15 protein-coding genes are annotated in these 16,930 nt (G+C 47.5%); all 15 read left to right on the forward strand.

Features of this window, described 5'->3' with window-relative positions:
• Positions 1-390 precede the first annotated feature (390 nt).
• The 15 genes from ACR1R9_RS04460 (at position 391) to ACR1R9_RS04530 (ending at position 16,917) form a co-directional block, all read left to right on the forward strand.
• Positions 391-2,559: a hypothetical protein gene (locus ACR1R9_RS04460; protein ID WP_064636265.1), complete on the forward strand. Its 2,169-nt coding sequence runs from the start codon at positions 391-393 to the stop codon at positions 2,557-2,559.
• A gap of 182 nt (positions 2,560-2,741) precedes the next feature.
• Positions 2,742-3,167 carry a hypothetical protein gene (locus ACR1R9_RS04465; protein WP_053781361.1) on the forward strand — a complete coding sequence of 142 codons (426 nt, stop codon included), beginning with the start codon at positions 2,742-2,744 and terminating at the stop codon, positions 3,165-3,167.
• A 125-nt stretch (positions 3,168-3,292) separates the two neighbouring features.
• Complete coding sequence (locus ACR1R9_RS04470) at positions 3,293-3,754, forward strand: J domain-containing protein (RefSeq protein WP_269054639.1); 462 nt, start codon at positions 3,293-3,295, stop codon at positions 3,752-3,754.
• Positions 3,755-3,796: 42 nt separating this feature from the next.
• Positions 3,797-4,348, forward strand: coding sequence for an FHA domain-containing protein (locus ACR1R9_RS04475; protein WP_072734550.1), 552 nt, complete (start codon positions 3,797-3,799; stop codon positions 4,346-4,348).
• Between the two features lie 42 nt (positions 4,349-4,390).
• Positions 4,391-4,924 (forward strand): FHA domain-containing protein, encoded by a 534-nt coding sequence (locus tag ACR1R9_RS04480; RefSeq protein ID WP_072734549.1) that lies wholly within the window; start codon positions 4,391-4,393, stop codon positions 4,922-4,924.
• An 8-nt stretch (positions 4,925-4,932) separates the two neighbouring features.
• On the forward strand, positions 4,933-5,790 hold the full coding sequence (locus tag ACR1R9_RS04485; protein WP_072734781.1) for a PP2C family protein-serine/threonine phosphatase: 858 nt from the start codon (positions 4,933-4,935) through the stop codon (positions 5,788-5,790).
• A gap of 40 nt (positions 5,791-5,830) precedes the next feature.
• A complete protein-coding gene (locus ACR1R9_RS04490) occupies positions 5,831-7,675 on the forward strand; it encodes a serine/threonine protein phosphatase (protein WP_433921621.1) in 1,845 nt (614 codons plus the stop codon).
• Positions 7,675-8,967: a normocyte-binding protein gene (locus ACR1R9_RS04495; RefSeq protein ID WP_433921620.1), complete on the forward strand. Its 1,293-nt coding sequence runs from the start codon at positions 7,675-7,677 to the stop codon at positions 8,965-8,967. Before ACR1R9_RS04490 ends, ACR1R9_RS04495 begins: the two co-directional genes overlap by 1 nt.
• A gap of 7 nt (positions 8,968-8,974) precedes the next feature.
• Entirely contained in the window at positions 8,975-9,664 is a 690-nt protein-coding gene (locus ACR1R9_RS04500) for a hypothetical protein (protein WP_063567935.1), read from the forward strand.
• 32 nt (positions 9,665-9,696) lie between these two features.
• A complete protein-coding gene (locus tag ACR1R9_RS04505; protein ID WP_433921619.1) occupies positions 9,697-12,348 on the forward strand; it encodes a molecular chaperone in 2,652 nt (883 codons plus the stop codon).
• 31 nt (positions 12,349-12,379) lie between these two features.
• On the forward strand, positions 12,380-13,153 hold the full coding sequence (locus ACR1R9_RS04510) for a DNA and RNA helicase (RefSeq protein ID WP_433921618.1): 774 nt from the start codon (positions 12,380-12,382) through the stop codon (positions 13,151-13,153).
• Positions 13,154-13,185: 32 nt separating this feature from the next.
• Positions 13,186-13,821, forward strand: a complete 636-nt coding sequence (locus ACR1R9_RS04515) for a hypothetical protein (RefSeq protein ID WP_076288031.1) — start codon at positions 13,186-13,188, stop codon at positions 13,819-13,821.
• A gap of 21 nt (positions 13,822-13,842) precedes the next feature.
• A complete protein-coding gene (locus ACR1R9_RS04520) occupies positions 13,843-15,258 on the forward strand; it encodes a phage baseplate assembly protein V (protein WP_076288032.1) in 1,416 nt (471 codons plus the stop codon).
• 37 nt (positions 15,259-15,295) lie between these two features.
• Positions 15,296-16,402: a pentapeptide repeat-containing protein gene (locus tag ACR1R9_RS04525; protein WP_433921617.1), complete on the forward strand. Its 1,107-nt coding sequence runs from the start codon at positions 15,296-15,298 to the stop codon at positions 16,400-16,402.
• Positions 16,402-16,917, forward strand: coding sequence for a hypothetical protein (locus ACR1R9_RS04530; RefSeq protein ID WP_083678790.1), 516 nt, complete (start codon positions 16,402-16,404; stop codon positions 16,915-16,917). The genes ACR1R9_RS04525 and ACR1R9_RS04530 overlap by 1 nt, the downstream gene beginning before the upstream one ends.
• The last annotated feature ends 13 nt before the right edge of the window (positions 16,918-16,930 follow it).

The following is a 16,930-nucleotide window of genomic DNA, read 5'->3' on the forward strand; positions in this document are numbered from 1 at the left end:
GTCTTAAATCATTCAACTTCATCCAAATTATAGGATATTATATATCATCGGCATGATCCGTAAGGAAGTGAAGCGAATTCCAAAAATTAGTTCTATAGGTATATCGAAGGTTGTAAAATGAGCTTTTAGACCTATAGTGGGTAATATTGACAAAACATATCGCTGATGATTAAGATGAATTCCATAAATCTCCAAAGCAAACGGCATAATCTGGTACATAAGTTCCAGTCGTATGTTGACAGCTCGTTCTATTGGTCTTGTGTTTGCTGGGAATAGTGATTCTCCTGGATCATGACCGAAGACTGATAGAGACGTGCGGAGTGTCAAAAATTGATGGAGGGGGGGAAGCATTCGCCCGAATGGATCATCATCTTGGCGGATGTTGCCTGAATGGACATTATTAATCAAACGAACCGAACGATGCTTTTTGAAGAAATCAATCCCGAGAAGTTGGACTTGATCACCATTGTTGGTGATGTGAAGGGCATCGACAGTCTGAGTGACGATAAGATCAAGGAGATTAACGAACATTTGCTTGTTCGCAGCTTCGATGAGTTCCTGGACAAGTTCTCACCTAGCGTGTACTCCTTTTTCAATGCGGTAAACCAGAAAGTCATGTATACGCTTAAAAAGCCGGAAGGTATCCCGGACGAAGCTATCTCAGAGATCAAGATCGACCATAGTAACGACTTTCTGAGAATGCTGTTCACCCTGATTGATACCAAACGTAGTCAAGGTATTACGAACGTTGATTTCAAGTTTGAAAATCTGCTTGATATGATCTCACCGAAAAAAGTTATGGATGACATTCGTCAGGTACGTAAGGAAATCCATTACATGTATGGCCAGCATGAGAAGCTGGATGACGGCGATCCGAAGAAGCTGGATATCGGGGATAAGCTGAATGTCATGTTTGAAGATGCAAGCCGGAACTATAACAATGTCATGGCCATGCTTCCACTCGCCATTGAAGATATTAAGACCCGTTTGTTGCTGGGCCGTGCACAAGAAGAAACTTCTTCCGAAGCGATTCAGGTAGGACAACTTACGATTGGTGAGAGCGGAGAATTGAAAATTATCGAAGCTCCGAAGAGTGATAACAACGAGCTGATGCTTCTTGATGAAGCAACAAGCACTGATTTGACGCAAGTATTTGCCGAAGATTACGATTCACTTTCCGAGACACCTTCGCCGTATGTACAGGATCTGGTGGTCCGCACATTCTGCCCGCTTCCTGCGGTACAGTCTGAAGTGGATACTGCTGTTGAAGTGCAGAATTACAATACATACCTGGAGTTTTACAAAAACGCCAAGGATGATTTTGTTAAAACGGTAAAACCGTTGGTCGAGAAAATATTGGGTGTCAAAATGTTCTTTGACCAATATGCGATTAAGAACAAAGGTATGCTTCCTTCCATGCTGATCTCCAATGCCAAACTGGATATGCTCGTCAAGAGCAGTAATATTCCGCGGCTTGAGACATATCTCAACACTGTCAACGCAAAGAATGATTTTACCGATACGATTTGGTTCGGTATCGTTCCTTCCGTAGAACTGGAAAATACAGGCCAAGTCAAAGTCAGCCGTGCCCGTTTCCGTGGTAACGAGAAAGTGGTTAAACAAGACGGAAACAGCATGGAATCTCTGGCAATGCTCCTGCAAGTTGTTAAGGATTACAAGGTGCAGGTGTTCTTCAGCTTTGAATCCGGGGAAGAAACCACCTTCAGCAGCATGGCTACCGCAGGTATTGATAAGTATATCGATAAATGTTCAGTGTTGACCCGTAAGGAATATAGCGAATTTGCCATTCCGAGTGCTCCAAACTTCACGATTATTCCCAAGGAGAAATCGGGTGTCGTTATCGACAGCCGCATGCTTCAGACGGAGAATGGTGTGGAACTTTCCAAGGAGAAGGAAGACATTCTGAAACTGTGGATTGAAGGCGTGTATGTTGGAGCGTCCTATGTATCTGCAGGGATTGTTGCTGCGTATCAGTGTCCGGAATACCTGAAAGGGGCTTTCAAGAACGTCAACCGTGATTATCCAGGTGTGCGTTTTGACATTGAGGCAGGGGACAACAGCTTGCGTGTTGTAACAACGATGACCAAAGAAATTTCCGGATTTACAAATACCATCAAGGATTTGATTAACCGAAAAAACTTTGGATTTATTTTCTCATCGGAAAATGCCCAAATCCAGGATAGCGACATCAAACGGATTACGGTCTATAAAGCGAGAAGTATGGCGATGTCCGAAGATGGTTTTGATTCCTTGTACAAAACACTTGTGAGTACTTACATTGAGCGCTTGCTCCGTTTCCAAACCGGTGATTTCAAGCATGAAAATATCGTCAAATTCTTCAGCAACAATCCGAGCAGTCAGAAGAGCCGGTGGCTGGGAACTCGAGGGTCGATCAATTCGATCATTCAGGAAGGCGACGATATGAGCTTTATCATCGATGAAAAGAGCAACATGTGCCATATTGACCTGGTATTTAACGGCAACGTGAAGAACCTGGAGGTCATGATTACCAAAGGCACCAGTGCGATGAAAGTGTAAGAAAACCATTGGAACAAGTCTGATTATTAAATATGATTCATGAAACAACGCATTATAGACATTTATTTTGGTGTTAGAGGCAGACTTCATCGTCTTGCCTTTATACATATATTCCGGTACCTCTCCCGAGATGGGGAGCATACCGGGCACATTTTTTCCTAATCTTAAGGAGGTTTTTATTAATGGGTTTTGTATTGAAAGTAGAAGGCGCAGAAACAATCGAATTGGGAATGGATAATATCCGTACAGTTGTGTATGACACGGATACACCAGATGATTCCAACGCTAGATCCACAGATGTAGGCGCAACACTTCGCATCAGCGGCAAAATTATCACTGCAACCGACGGTGACAATGCAGATGACACGATGAAACTTGCTTTGTGGTCCCTCGTGCCTGCTGAAAAAGCGGATTGCTACCGCAAAGTAACCCTGGAAGTGGTTGCAGCAGATCAAGTGGTACGCAAAATTTACTTGCCTAACGCATTTGTTGTGGATTACACAGAGCGCTTCGGTGATACCGAAGGCGTAGGTGAATTCAGCCTGTTCATCAAACAGAAAAAAGACAAAACTGAATTCACTAAAATTGAGGGCGGCTTCCCTGTATAAAGGGAACAACTGTTGTCTTGGGCCAGTTCGTTCTGGTCCGGAACAACGCTGTCATGTTAAGGGGCCCTGGTGCCCCTTAATCTTTATTTACGCCCGAATACGGCAGGGAGGCAGGAAAGAATACCATGAAAGATTATTATGCCGTGCTTGGTGTAGAACGTGAAGCTTCTCCGGAGCAGATCAAGAAGGCTTATCGTCAATTGGCGAAAAAATTTCACCCGGATGTCAATGGGGGAGATGCACAGGCAGAAGCGCGTTTCAAGCAAGTACATGAGGCATACAGTACACTCGGAAATTCCGAGCTTAGAGCAGCATATGATCAGCAGCTTCGCACTGGACGTAATACAGGTCAAGCAAAGGGTTCAGCATCCGATACAGCCAGATCTAGTAAAGGCAATACGAAGTCCGGGAGTGCAAATGCCGAGAAGGTGTGGTCGGATCCATCGCGGATGCAGGAACAGTTCGAACAATTTTTTGGCTATCACCCCAAAGGCAAGGAAAGTCCAAACGGTGGCAAAGCCGGTCCCAATAAAGGAATGGATATGTCCGCCATGTTTGACCGATATTTCGGAGTTCGAAAAAAGTAGACCGGTAGCTCGTTATGGATCAAGCCGGTTCAGGCGGAGGTTATGGAAGTGAAACGAGGAAGGTCGGTATTGACGATGGGGCTTGACGCTTGCGTCGCCATGATTTCGTTAGCCGTGCTGTATTACATATTTATCATCAACCGGGATATGAGTGCCCAATGGGTAACTGGAATTATCGTGGTCCTCTCTGGAGGAGCATACCTGTATTTTAAATACATGCCAGCCACCAAGGCGGAAAAGAAGAAATTGTCTTCGCGTGTCGTGAAGCTCGTCCTCCTGGACGACGACGGCACAAGTGTGAAGGAATGGTATATTCAGGGCGAAACGAGTGTTTTGATCGGGAAAAGTTCGAAGAACAGCGAGGCTGACATTGATCTGTCCGATACACCCTATGCGTCTCTCATTAGCTCGCAGCATGCCGTATTGAACAAAGCCTCGGGTCAATGGTTTATCGAGGATATCGACTCGGCCAGTGGGGTAGGTGTACGTAAAGGAAATCAAAGCAGAGCATCCAAATTGGAAATCGAAGAACCCAGCCTGATTGAGGCAGGGGACTTAATTTATATTGCCAATACCCGCATTTTGGTGAAATAACGTTGGCGTACATCATACAAGCTTACGGGGGAATGAAACGAAATGAGTCTGACTAGATGTGGAAACGGACATATGTTCAGCACGAGACGGCACGGCAATACTTGTCCATATTGCAATCTGGCCGTTGAATCGCCAGCTACCAGTAATGGTGAGGCAGCGGGTGCAGTCCCACGCGCACCTCGTACGGCAGAGGATGACAGAACGATGCCATACCTGGGCGAAACGACAGGAATTGAACCGGTAACGGGATGGATGGTGTGCATCGAGGGTCCGCAGATGGGCCAGGATTATCGAATAATGGCTGAAAAGAACTTTATTGGACGTTCGGAAGAGATGCATGTTCGCATTCTCGGGGATAACACGATTTCTCGGCGTAATCACGCGGTGATTGTGTACGATCCCAAAAAGCGGAATTTCTATTTGCTGCCCGGCGATGCTTCTGGCCTCGCATATCACAATAATGAAGCAGTCTATTCTCCGGTGGAACTGGCTGCCTACGATGTTATTCAATTGGGACGCAGCAAATTCATTTTCATTCCATTGTGCGGTGTGCACTTTGAATGGGAGCAACAGTGAACACCTTCATGATTTTGTGGAACGACAAGGAGCTAACGCCCTACTGGGTACTTGCGGGTGGCTGTTTGTTGATTTGGTTGCTGTTATTCGCACGAAGCCGGATTCCGGTAAGGCAGCGTGACGATAGACCGGTTGGAGTTCAAATTGGCAATGGACAGACCATTGGTGCTCGCAATGAACAGGACGATTATTTTGCCTGTGCCGTGCAGCCGCATGGTGTACTTGCTGTACTCGCAGATGGAATCAGTGGATTGTCCGGTGGAAAAGTGGCGAGTACGACTGCCGTGGAAACATTTATCCGGGAGTTTGAAGAGTTGGAGCGGTTTCCTGATCCGGAAGAGTTCTGGGATACTTCTTCCCATGCGGCAAATCAGGCCATCCTTCGGAATTTGCTGGGCGTTCCCGGAGGGACAACATTGGTGTCTGCCATGATCAAGGGCAGGGATTTGTATTGGGGTGCGGTAGGAGACAGCATCTTGGCCGTGTTTCGCAAAGGAGAGCTGCTTGCCATCAATCACAAGCATACACTGGAAAGCCAACTTGAAGAACAGTATATGTCTGGCGAGATCTCGGAGCAGGAGGCACTTGACAATCCGCAGCGCAAAAGGCTGGTCAACTATTTGGGGTACGACCATTTTAAACAAATGGAAATCGCGGACGAGCCGTTTGCACTGCAGCCGGCGGACAAGATTGTGTTATGCAGTGACGGGGTATACAACTCCCTCACGGAGATGGAACTGGAGACCATTCTGGCGCAAGATATTCCGCCATTTGATGCAGCCCAGGCCATCATTGATTTAATTGAAGAAAAACAGCTCGTGCATCAGGATAACGCCACGATTATCATTTTGGAGCAAGGATGGTAACAGATCGGGCAACGCACAGGGACGGGAAATGGGGAGACGGATGAGGAAGGAGAACAGTGAATTCAAGACGGCTTTTGTCTCAGAGGCGGGGTCTTTCCTGAAAAATCGGGATTTCTACGGCTGCGTTGAACTGGAAGACTGGGCTTGTTATGTCATTGCAGATGGTCTGGACACCGATACGGAAGTGAATAGTGCACAGATCACAGTACAGACCATTCTGGAATCCTTTTTGGAAAAGCCAACCATGTCCAAACGCAGACTGACGGAATATATCAAGATCGCACATGAATGGTTGCAGTATGAAAGCCGCCGAGTCAGGCTCAAAGCGGGATTCGTTATTGTTGTAACAGATTATACACGCATGGTGTGGGCATCGGCCGGACATAGCCGCTTGTATCATTTCCGGGGAAATAGGCTTGCACTAAAAAGCAAGGATCATAGTGTAGCTGCCCAACTGGCAGCGGAAGGCCAGATTGCAGAGGATCGTGTGGATCAGCATGATGAACGCGGCAATCTGAATGAATACGCGGGCAAACCTGGCATGATCAAACCGTATGTATCCGATAAGGTCAAGCTTGCCGATGGTGATGTGCTTGTTCTATGCACCCCTGGATTATGGGAAGGTGTGCAGGATGCCGAGATGATTGATGCGGTGGAAGGTGCCAATGACCCGCAGGCGCTGGCCGACACGTTGGAAGAAGTGATGCTCAGCAAGCAACGTTCACGAATCGAGAATTATAGTGCGGCAGCCATCTATGTGAACAAGATTTTTCATGAAGAACCCAAGAACCGTAAGAAGTGGATTAAACGGATTGCCATCATGTTGATTATGCTCCTGATTTTTGGCGGAGCCGGCATATTCTACGCGGTGAAAAGCGCAGCCAAAAAAGCCGAGCTGGTCGTAGATATGCTGCAATACGAACAGAACGCTGACCAGTACGTGAAGGAACAGGAGTACGCCAAGGCCGTCTCAGATTACAGTCTTGCTCGCAACAATTCGATCAAAGTAAAGGACCCTGTGCACAAAAAGTTGCTGACTTCGAAGATGGCTGCTGCTCAGACATTGGTTGACGGCGAGGCTCATCTGAAAGAAGGGGATATTCCCAAAGCAACCGCTAGTTACACCAAAGCACTGGAATTGTCTGAGTCCTACAATATGTTCAACCGTGAAGTCATTCAGGAACGTTTGGAACAGATGACCACCTTTCAGCAAGTACAAGACTGGATCACTGAGGGAGATCTGAAACTCCAGAACGGAGACTACAGTGGAGCGATCATTTTGTATAAAAGGGCCAGAACAGCGGCTACGGAAACAGCATATAAGGAAGCGCTGAAGGAAGTTGCCACCAAACTGGAGACGGCCGAAACCAAACGAGCGGATATCAAGCGCCAATCCAGACAACTTCAGGCCGATACGCTGGAACAGAAGGGTGACCGCTTCAATGAAGCCGGAGATTATAGTGGCGCAATGGATGCCTATGCTTCGGCACAGGAAATTTATCAGGAGATCGATATGTTGGAACGGGTGCTGGCTATGGAGCGGAAAATAAATAAGCTGGATGAGAAACTGAATCCACCTGTACCGGCGGTTGATCTTACTCAGGATGCGGCAGGGTTAGGAACAACAGATACGTCTGGTTTGAATTCGGACTGGACCGGGAATGCGGGAGGAATGAGCGCAAGCAATTCAGTGGGAAGTACTTCTTCTGCGGGTAATGCCTCTTCGGTCGGAAGTGGAACTGTGGATGCTTCTGGGTCCGGGTCTTCTTCAGGGAAAACGACAAGCAATGCTAGCATTAATTCCGCCTCAAAGGCTAAAGGAAGCACCGACACCACCGAGGCTGAAGCGAATGAACAGGAAGCAACGGAAGGAGGAGATTCGTGATGAAAGATATTATTCGTGACCGTCTAAACAAGATGGAGGATCTGGAACAACGTCGCATGCTCAAAGACCTCATAACAGGCGTTTTTCTTAATTTGGTCGAGTATCAGGAGACGCTAAACAAACAGATCGAGCAACGTGTGTTTGACGAGGTGGTACCGCTGGAGGAACGCCACGATGTATATGTCACATTATGTCCGCGGGAAGATTTGGACCCCATTCATGAATTTCTGTATCCGATTCTTCCGGAGGATGTTGCACCGCAGACTGTTTATTTGAGCGAGGCTTCAGATGCGCTGGCACGTAAGGAAGAGATGAATTTATTCACGTTCTACATGGAATGTGGGCAACAGGAGCTCCAATCCCTGCTGAAAAGTAATCGGACATTCCGCGGGGAGATTGTAACGAGTGAAGGCAGACATGCCATAACGGTTCGGTTGAAATCAAGTACAGCGTATATCTCCAAAATTGAAGAACTGTACCGGGTCTTTCGTAAAAACAGCCTACCATGGAAATCGATTAATGCACCCTATGTGTTCAAATTCGTTGATTGTGTTCTAGTGGGTTCTGACGATGGAGATGCATGGGACAAACAGCATGTGGTCAAAGAACTTTCAATCCATTTGGAGGAGTTTGAGTCATATAAAAGAACGAACATGATTCCCCTTTGGAATATTCAGCAGCTTGATATGAAAACAGGTGGATTCCCTGTCCCGGCTTCGGACCGCATCAATTATGAACATGTGTTACCGCTCCGCAAAACAGGGACTGAGCACGGGTATCTGGTGGATGGAGACGAATCGCATATTCGATATATCAAAAGATCGGAAGAAGATATCACCATCGTATCTCCGCTGGAGAAATCCGATTCATGGACGGTGTTGAAAATAGCCGGTCCCGTCGCAACCCGCATTGGGAGGATGGACTTTCCGCTGTTTTCCAACAACAAACGGGAAGGGTTTGCCGGTAAATATGCGCGTCAGGAAGGACGCTCTGTACGATCCAAAGGGGAGATTGCCCGCATGGTTCATGCTTTCCAGGCAGCGGAGGGATTGGAACTGGAAGATGTGAAAGTGGTGGCACCTGGGCCTACCCTGGGCATCACGTACCCGCTTAATGGATTTGTTAGCGATCATGTCCGTGTTGAGGCAGATAAACATCGAATGATTTTGAGGTTCAGCAAACACGGAATTCAGCCAGAGCAGGCTATTTTTCTGGATGATTTGCTGAGCTTTCTGGTATCCGAGATCCAGTTGGCTTTCCCTGAATATCGCTGCGAAGGGGAATGGATGTGAGCTCAACATGAATTATATATGGGATCTGATTATTCGCGCCAAGCGTAATGGAACTGATCTGAGAGACGTAACTTTTGTTCCTGCACGTGTATATTCGCCATACATGGAATTAAGTCATACGAACCTGAATGCTTCAGACGTGGAACGTACGATTGAAGTCAATCCATATTATCGTTTTTTTGATATTTTCAGGGATTTGTTCGATATCAATAACGAAGAGCAGGTGGAATTGCGGGAGACGCTCTTTGATTTGGTCATTCATTTTCTGGCGGATATGGATTTGATGCAGGGGATGAATAAAAGGGAGTATTACATTCGCTTCATTTTGAATGATATGCATTCGGGTGTATACGGGAAACGGATACGGCGGCGACTGGAGTTGTTCGGACGGGAGGAGCAGGAAGTGATCGCCTGCAATATGCTCCGTCTGTACGATACGGGAGAGGCCGTTCATCTGCTGAGGGATACTCTTGTCCGGATGTTCCCGCGTTCAACCCTTTATGCCAATTGTGAGGAGAAGGATGAATTGCTCTTATATATTGGTCAGGTAGAACGGACGGAAGCGAAGGAGAAGCTGGAATTGATTCTTGAACTCTTCCTGCCGGTTCGTTTTGACACGGAAATATACTGGGGGCATCATTTTGGCATTCTGGATGTGGACTATACGATGATACAGGACGGTATTGCCCTATATTAAGCAGCATCAGCAGTTGTAAGGAGGAAGTATAGATGAACGGCTATTCATACCGATTGTATCCCGATGCCACGGGCAGGGAACGGGCCAGAGGAACCATGCGTTATACACGCGAAGAGTTGATGGACATGACCACATTTCAATTACGGAATATTTGTTACAAGGAGCGACTGGTTGAGGGATTGGGGCCCCGCACGGAGCGTGAAGAACTGATTCGGATTATTCTGAAATTTTTGGGAGCGGACGATGTATTGTGGATCGATCAGTCTTTGGAAGGCGGATTCGAGCGCATACAAAAGGCCATTTCTCGTCATATGACGGCTCCTATGAGCAGTGATGGAGGTATTAGTGTGCCCGCGCGGCTGATTCTGTACGAAGGATTGAAAGTGGACAAGCTGGATCAGTACGTAGTCACGGCACCGGGTGGTTTAACCGAGTCCAACGTACTTTTGGTCAATGAGAGTATGGAGCTGTGTGGCATCTTTAATCTGGTTAAGGACGAGTCCATATCCGGAACCTTTTATTTGACTGCAGGAAGTGGAGCGACCTGGAAACGATCGGGAAACAGACAGTACAATCTTCTCTTTTTCCGTAAACGCGATTCGGAATATCTATATCAGACCTATTACTCTAGCAGGCCTCTTCCTCCGGTTCATATTCAATATACTCAAATTCCACTGGCCGATCTGGACATCCGGGAACTCGAACCGACAGACGCTGTACTTGCAATTGACTTTGGCACCTCCAACACGACGGCAGGCGCCTATTTGCATAATGGTTATATTCAGGCACCAAGCAGCCAGGATTTACTGAATGGGCGGGTTCGTATGGATGCCATTAACTATGTGGCTTTTCCCGATCCTACATACAAAGACACGGACTGGATCGAGGTTCTGCCTACGGCCATCGGTGTCGCGGAGTGCTCAGATCCAGCGAACATTCGTTACGAGTTCGGCTATGAAGCGTTGCGAAGCATGCGTCGGGGAGGGTACAGCAGCCGGGCGAGTGTCTTCCGCAGCATGAAGCGCTGGGTAAACAATTACAACAAAATGGAAGAGATCGTCGATGTTCATGGCAATGCGGCCATGGTTTCTCGTATGGATCTGCTGCGTGCGTACATGAATTACATCATCCGAACGGCAGAGCATCAGTTCAAGTGTAAGTTTCGCCATGTGCATTTTACCAGTCCCGTGAAGATGAAAGCACAATTTTTGCAGATGTTCGGAGAGATGCTTCCGGATTATCGGATTGAGCAGACGTATGCGCTGGATGAGGGAATGGCTGTACTCTATAACACCCTTGCTGACGGGATGGAACGCGGTGCTTTCATGGAAGGGCAGACGTATCATGCGCTCGTGATTGATTGTGGCGGTGGAACAACTGACCTGTCATCTTGTGCATTTACGATCGAGGACGGACATATGGCTTACAAGCTGGATATCCATACTACATACGAAAATGGGGACACGAACTTCGGAGGTCACAACATTACCTATCGTATTATGCAGTTCATGAAGATCATATTCGCCGACTACTATAGCGGACGACATCAGGTGACGGATATCGATAGCCTGATCGAGGCACCCGGTGCGGACGTGTTCCGCCAGGTGGACGAAGAAGGTGTGAAATCCGTCTATCAGAAGCTGGAACAACGCTATGAAGAGGCAGAACATATCATCCCGACTGCGTTTGCGCGTCGAGAGAATCGTTCACGAGATGAGTATCTTCGGGTGAGAGGCAACTTCTACTTTCTGTGGGAAATCGCAGAAGAGATGAAGCAGCAATTTTTCCGCAAAACCGGCATCTTGCGTAACCGATTCCACTCGGAGATGGAGGACGATGGGGATAGTGACCTGCAGATCACGACCATGGAACGTTGGTTTCTGTCCGTGGAACGTAGTGGTGAACTGAAAGATGAATATGAGTTCCCTGATGTGGTTTTTAATATCAAGGAGATTACCCAGCTGATTAAGGCTGATATCTATGAGGTGGTTCGCAAGTTTTTGGATGATTTCTATCGGCAAGGGCGGATGAGCCAATATTCGATTATCAAGTTGACAGGTCAGTCCTGTCGCATTGATGTATTTCGGGAAGCACTGAAAGAGTTCGTTCCAGGCAGAAGCATTGAGTTTCGGCAAAAACCTGCGGAAGGACGTGTACCTGATCTTAAACTTGCCTGCCTTCGAGGGGCGATTCGTTATCTGAGTGCCCGCAAAACAGGAAGCGTTCAAGCCGACATCACGCATGATGCCGCAGTAATTCCGTATACCGTAAGTGCCTACACGCATAATGGACGTGAAAAAATGCTGATCAGCAGTCTGGATCGGAGTGACGGCATTCCGGGCAGCATTTCCCGTCCATTCGAGACGGCAGAAGTGGAGTTGTACCTTAGCGGAAGTGATGGTCAACTGAGACAGAAATTCGTCTATGCCAACCGTCCGGATGCCTATAAAGAGGTGCTCTACGAAGACATCCGGGATCAGTACGGAGATAAAATCCCGCAGGATGATACGGACTCCATCGTGAATGGAGAAACGAAGTTTTTTGTTTTTCCGGATGACCGTCATTGGGGGTTTCATGTATTGCCGGTTGCGCGCAGGAATGAACGATTGTATCTGGGGCCGCAGAAGCTGCTTCCATTTGAAACAGACTTGTCGGAACTCGACTTCTTTGACGGAATGAAGTGAGGACCGAGAGCAGAAAGGAGGGACACCGCTCATGTTCACATATTCGTATCCGCATTTTAACAAGGGAAGAATCCTGAAAACATCCATGTTGGAGGGGCTACGCGATTTCCCCAGAGACTACATCGAACTGTACTATCGCGGTTATGCAGATGGCATTCTTGCAGGTGCAGAGGTGGAAGTGTTTCCGGACAAGCTGATTGTTGCTCCTGGGATGGTGCTGCATAAAGGAAGGCTTTACATGCTGACAGAGCCTATGGAACTGGCATACCGAGCTACGGGCCGGGTCAATGTGCTGAAGCTTCGGTTTACTGCGGAGGAGACCGTGAGTGACATGACGATAAGCCATTCGGAACTGCTTCTGGATGAAGAGACAACATGCACATCTGGAGAGTTGGAGCTCGCTCGATTCAAGCTGAAGGAAGGGGCCCGGCTGCGGCGGGACTACCAGACCTTTGCTGACTTGGCAACGGAGTTCAACACACTGCATGTCATTCATGTCCCTTATGCAGCCGAGGGGGCAAGCACCTTATCCCCTGTTGTCATGAAGGATTATGCCGAGAGATTGCTTCGAACGGGCACCTCTGATCCCCAGGATCTGGTCTTCGCCATGATGTGTCTTAATGAAGGAACGGTTGCGCGCAGCGTCATTTTGCATCACATTGCCAGTCGATTGGCGCTGGAGTACAGAGAATACGATAATGCGCAGATTCATCGATATCTGGATCGTATATTGGCGAATGCAGCTCGGGGAGCGGGACGTTCGGGTATGCCGGTGGGCGGACCGCATCGAATGATTGTAGATTGATTCATCAAAAGGAAAGGAAGTGTGTTCTTCATATGGAATATCTTGATCGCAAAGTGATTCCAATATTATATAGCCAACGTGGAAATGAAGTGGATGATCAGAATGGTGAAGTAGAAGAGGCGGTTAGATTGGCATATAAATCCCAGGCTGTTGATTCAGCAGAGCTACCAGCGAGGCTCCGTATTGGAAAGGAGAATGTGTTTCTAAAACGCACTGAGTTGTACGACAGTAGGGTAAGCATATCCCTTCCCCGTTCGTTGCGTTTAATTTCAGAGAAGGAAGCGAGCATAAAGTATCCTTCGTCTCATCGGCCGGAATGGATCTACACGAACGACTCGGGCACGGTCAATTTTACGTTCAACAGGTTGGAGCATCGAATTTCGGAAGCGGAACTGACTTCCTTTACCGAAACGATGGCGAATGTCGTTCGCGGAACGCAGCCTGTCAGACAATGGGACAAACACGGCGTTCGTACTACAGAAATGGGACATGTCATGGGCTATTGTCAGTTTTCCGTACAGGGGTTGAATAATCAGATTTACAACCATATCGGTTTTACGATTTTGGACCAGTCCGTTCTTGTATACGGATTTAATTGCACAGATGAAGAAAAAAGGGATTGGCAGGAGCCTAGCGAGATGATTCTGAACTCACTTGCGATCCTTTGAGACTGATAGGAGATGGGGAACATGAGTCTGACTTATGAGAATCTGCTTATTGAACCATATGAACTGCTGCATTTGCAAGAACTTACGATCCGCAAAAAGATGAATGAGCACACTCGGCTCGTGTTTAAGGGTATGGTGTCCGAAGAATGGAAAGATCGCTATGTCGATGTAACGGACCGTGATACTTCCATTGAAGTATGGCAAAAAGATGAGGATGGAAACAAAAGTCCGTTGTTCAAAGGCATTCCGTTATCTGTTGAAGTGCAGGTTGTGAGAGGTGTATATACGCTCCAAGTGGAGGCTATCTCGCATACATACCGGATGGATATTACAAAACGAACGCGAACGTTTCAAAATGTCAAAATGACGTTGCCCGATTTGCTAAAGGAACTGGATCAGCATTATCCGGGACTTGATGTAATTGATGAGGGAACAGGCGGGGCCAAGATCGCTAAGGTTGCTGTGCAATATCAAGAAACGGATTGGGCATTTCTCAGGAGACTTGCTTCTCGCTTTCACACTAGCTTGATGCCTGCTGCCCAGTTTGATAGCCCAAAATTTTATTTTGGCGTCTTTGAGCACGGAAATTCAATTGACCTAGACAATACACGCTATACAATCCGCAAAAATATGACGCCATTCATGTACTTTACAGAAAACGATACGTTAAAGGTCAATGAATCGGACTTCATTATATACGAAATCGAGACAGACCAGGTCATGGAGCTTGGACACCATATTACCTTCCGGGGCAGGAGCCTATATGTGACTGAGGCATATACCGAGCTTGTGGGAGGGATCGTGAAACACCAATATGTACTTAGCCTTCATAGAGGACTGCGACAAAAGACATATTACAATCCATTAATTGCTGGAAGCTCATTGCTTGGTCGTATCCTTTCAGTACATGGCGGTCATGTCAGAGTGCAACTGGACTGTGATGAACAACAGGAGGAAGAGGAAGCGTTGTGGCTGCTGTATCAGTCGCCTTACATTGCAGAGGGGCAGACAGGTTGGTATGTCATGCCTGAAGTGGGGGATCCAGTCGCTGTCTATTTTCCAACGCAAAATGAAGAAGAGGCCTACGCGACAGGAGCACCTCGTCTGGATAACCAGATAACCGGAACGAATCAATTGAACAAACCGGACCATAAAATTTTCCGAACGCCCTATGGAAAGGAAATCAGACTGACACCAGATTCCATTTCCATTAGCAGTAAAGAGGGCGAGGTGTTCATTCGGCTCAGCGGGGACGAGGGCATCCAGATCATCGGAAGCCAGCAGGTTCGGATGTCTGCTGGGGGTAATATCTCGCTCAAAGCCGGGAAGAAAATAACATTATCTGCTGATTCGCAATTGTTGCTCGAAGGTGGAGGAGGAACGTTCAAATTGGATGGACAGGCAAAAATGAGTGGATCGGAAGTGAAAGCCAACTAGCATGGTATGACAGAAAGGGCAGGAGGGGGAAGTTCCGATGGTTCGCAAGGAATCTGTAATACATTTTTATACCCATCAGGTGAAACCTGCGCGGGACAAGCTTATGGATGATTTGCAGCATACGCTGCATACAAGGCATGCGGAATTGACAGCCGAGTTCTTGAGTCATTTCAGGTTTATGATTCAGGAAGTCAGCGATGTGCAAAAGCGTGGAGCGAAAGGACGGATCGCTTATATTCAATATTCTATGCTGCGAACTGAACTTCTTGGAGGAGCTATGAATGTTCTGGTCGAAGCATGCGATGCTTCATGGTTGCTGGATCGTGCACCCATCCGTTCGTTCTATTCGTTCCATTGGGCCTATGAGTGTCTTGAACGGATGCTCAATAGACTAAGAGAAGAACTTCCTCGCTATCAAGGAACCGTTACAGCGGTAGAACTGGACCGAATCATGCTACAGGAAGCGGCATTGGTGAATCGTTATATTGTGCATTTCATACGCCGTAGCTGTCGCGCGCTGGAGGACTTTGAGTGGAACTCTCTTATGGAACTGGAACAGATATTCGAAGTACGTGCGGGAGAATACTTGGATGCCAGCGAGTGCGTGTTTCGTCTTGATCGAAGGAATAGGAGCATTGAGGAGATTGGTGAAGCATTGGAAGAAAGTGATGGTCTGGAGGTCATGTATGCGCACTTTCAGGGACTGGATATGAGCAAAATGGAATGCAGCGATCTGGATTTTCGTTACAGCCGTTTTGATCGTATCGATATGCATTCTACCGATTTTCAACGCTGTGTCTTGATAGGGACACGTTGGCGCAATTGTAGTCTGGAGAACACCGATTTCACCGGAAGCATTCTATATGGGGCAGATTTCAGCGGTTGTTCTCTGGAAAGAGCTGTTTTCAAGGAGGTAATCGGGGAGACGGGACATCCGGAAGGACTCCTTCAGGGGCCAGAGTACGATGCGCTTAACTTCGAAAATTCAAACCTTTCAGGTGCTGACTTCCGAGGGGCACACCTCCGTGGAGCCATATTCCGTGGAGCCAATCTGACTGATACGTTATGGGAGGGTGCTGATGTGGAGGGGGCAATTTTTGACGATGCCGAGAGGAGGCGAGGGTTATCCGATACTTTCGTCTAATGGCTGACCCCAGATGGATACACCGCGTAGAGACAGAGCCTGTCGGAGAACTGCAACGCAGGGTCTGGAATCAGGCTTTTCATGATTCGGGCAGTGAGCATACCGCGATTAACCTTTATGTGCGAAGTGGATTCCATGTGGATTATACGGATTATTTGGAACAGCCTGTCCCATTGGTTTCAGATCAATTGCTTGAAACACTTATATTGTATTGTCCCCATCTCAAGCGAAGGGCCACCGTATTAACGGACAAGGAGCGAATGACCCAGGAGACATATTGGGCCATTCACCCCCCTGCGCTGGCAAACGTATTATCTCCCCATACTTGTAGGCGAATGGATGGAAGTCTGGAGCGGATTGTGCTAAAGCAAGAATTCCCTGAGGTACCTCTGTTCCAATTGATGGAGATGCGCGAAACCGTAATCATTGTCAATCTAGCATTGGCTGAGAGCATGCTGCGGCGAGATGTCACGGGAGTGCAATTCATTCCGTTGGAGTTGGAGCAAACCAATTAGAAAGGAGAGGTTA

This window comes from Paenibacillus taichungensis (genome assembly GCF_050994985.1).
GTDB classification, from domain to species: Bacteria; Bacillota; Bacilli; order Paenibacillales; family Paenibacillaceae; genus Paenibacillus; species Paenibacillus taichungensis.

Excerpts from the sequence above, each read along its gene's own strand:
- ACR1R9_RS04490 (WP_433921621.1), top strand. The coding sequence starts at position 5,831 with ATGAGGAAGGAGAACAGTGAATTCAAGACGGCTTTTGTCTCAGAGGCG.
- ACR1R9_RS04525 (WP_433921617.1), top strand. The coding sequence starts at position 15,296 with ATGGTTCGCAAGGAATCTGTAATACATTTTTATACCCATCAGGTGAAA.
- ACR1R9_RS04460 (WP_064636265.1), top strand. The coding sequence starts at position 391 with ATGGACATTATTAATCAAACGAACCGAACGATGCTTTTTGAAGAAATC.
- ACR1R9_RS04485 (WP_072734781.1), top strand. The coding sequence starts at position 4,933 with ATGATTTTGTGGAACGACAAGGAGCTAACGCCCTACTGGGTACTTGCG.
- ACR1R9_RS04515 (WP_076288031.1), top strand. The coding sequence starts at position 13,186 with ATGGAATATCTTGATCGCAAAGTGATTCCAATATTATATAGCCAACGT.
- ACR1R9_RS04510 (WP_433921618.1), top strand. The coding sequence starts at position 12,380 with ATGTTCACATATTCGTATCCGCATTTTAACAAGGGAAGAATCCTGAAA.
- ACR1R9_RS04470 (WP_269054639.1), top strand. The coding sequence starts at position 3,293 with ATGAAAGATTATTATGCCGTGCTTGGTGTAGAACGTGAAGCTTCTCCG.
- ACR1R9_RS04520 (WP_076288032.1), top strand. The coding sequence starts at position 13,843 with ATGAGTCTGACTTATGAGAATCTGCTTATTGAACCATATGAACTGCTG.
- ACR1R9_RS04465 (WP_053781361.1), top strand. The coding sequence starts at position 2,742 with ATGGGTTTTGTATTGAAAGTAGAAGGCGCAGAAACAATCGAATTGGGA.
- ACR1R9_RS04495 (WP_433921620.1), top strand. The coding sequence starts at position 7,675 with ATGAAAGATATTATTCGTGACCGTCTAAACAAGATGGAGGATCTGGAA.
- ACR1R9_RS04500 (WP_063567935.1), top strand. The coding sequence starts at position 8,975 with ATGAATTATATATGGGATCTGATTATTCGCGCCAAGCGTAATGGAACT.
- ACR1R9_RS04530 (WP_083678790.1), top strand. The coding sequence starts at position 16,402 with ATGGCTGACCCCAGATGGATACACCGCGTAGAGACAGAGCCTGTCGGA.
- ACR1R9_RS04505 (WP_433921619.1), top strand. The coding sequence starts at position 9,697 with ATGAACGGCTATTCATACCGATTGTATCCCGATGCCACGGGCAGGGAA.
- ACR1R9_RS04475 (WP_072734550.1), top strand. The coding sequence starts at position 3,797 with ATGGAAGTGAAACGAGGAAGGTCGGTATTGACGATGGGGCTTGACGCT.
- ACR1R9_RS04480 (WP_072734549.1), top strand. The coding sequence starts at position 4,391 with ATGAGTCTGACTAGATGTGGAAACGGACATATGTTCAGCACGAGACGG.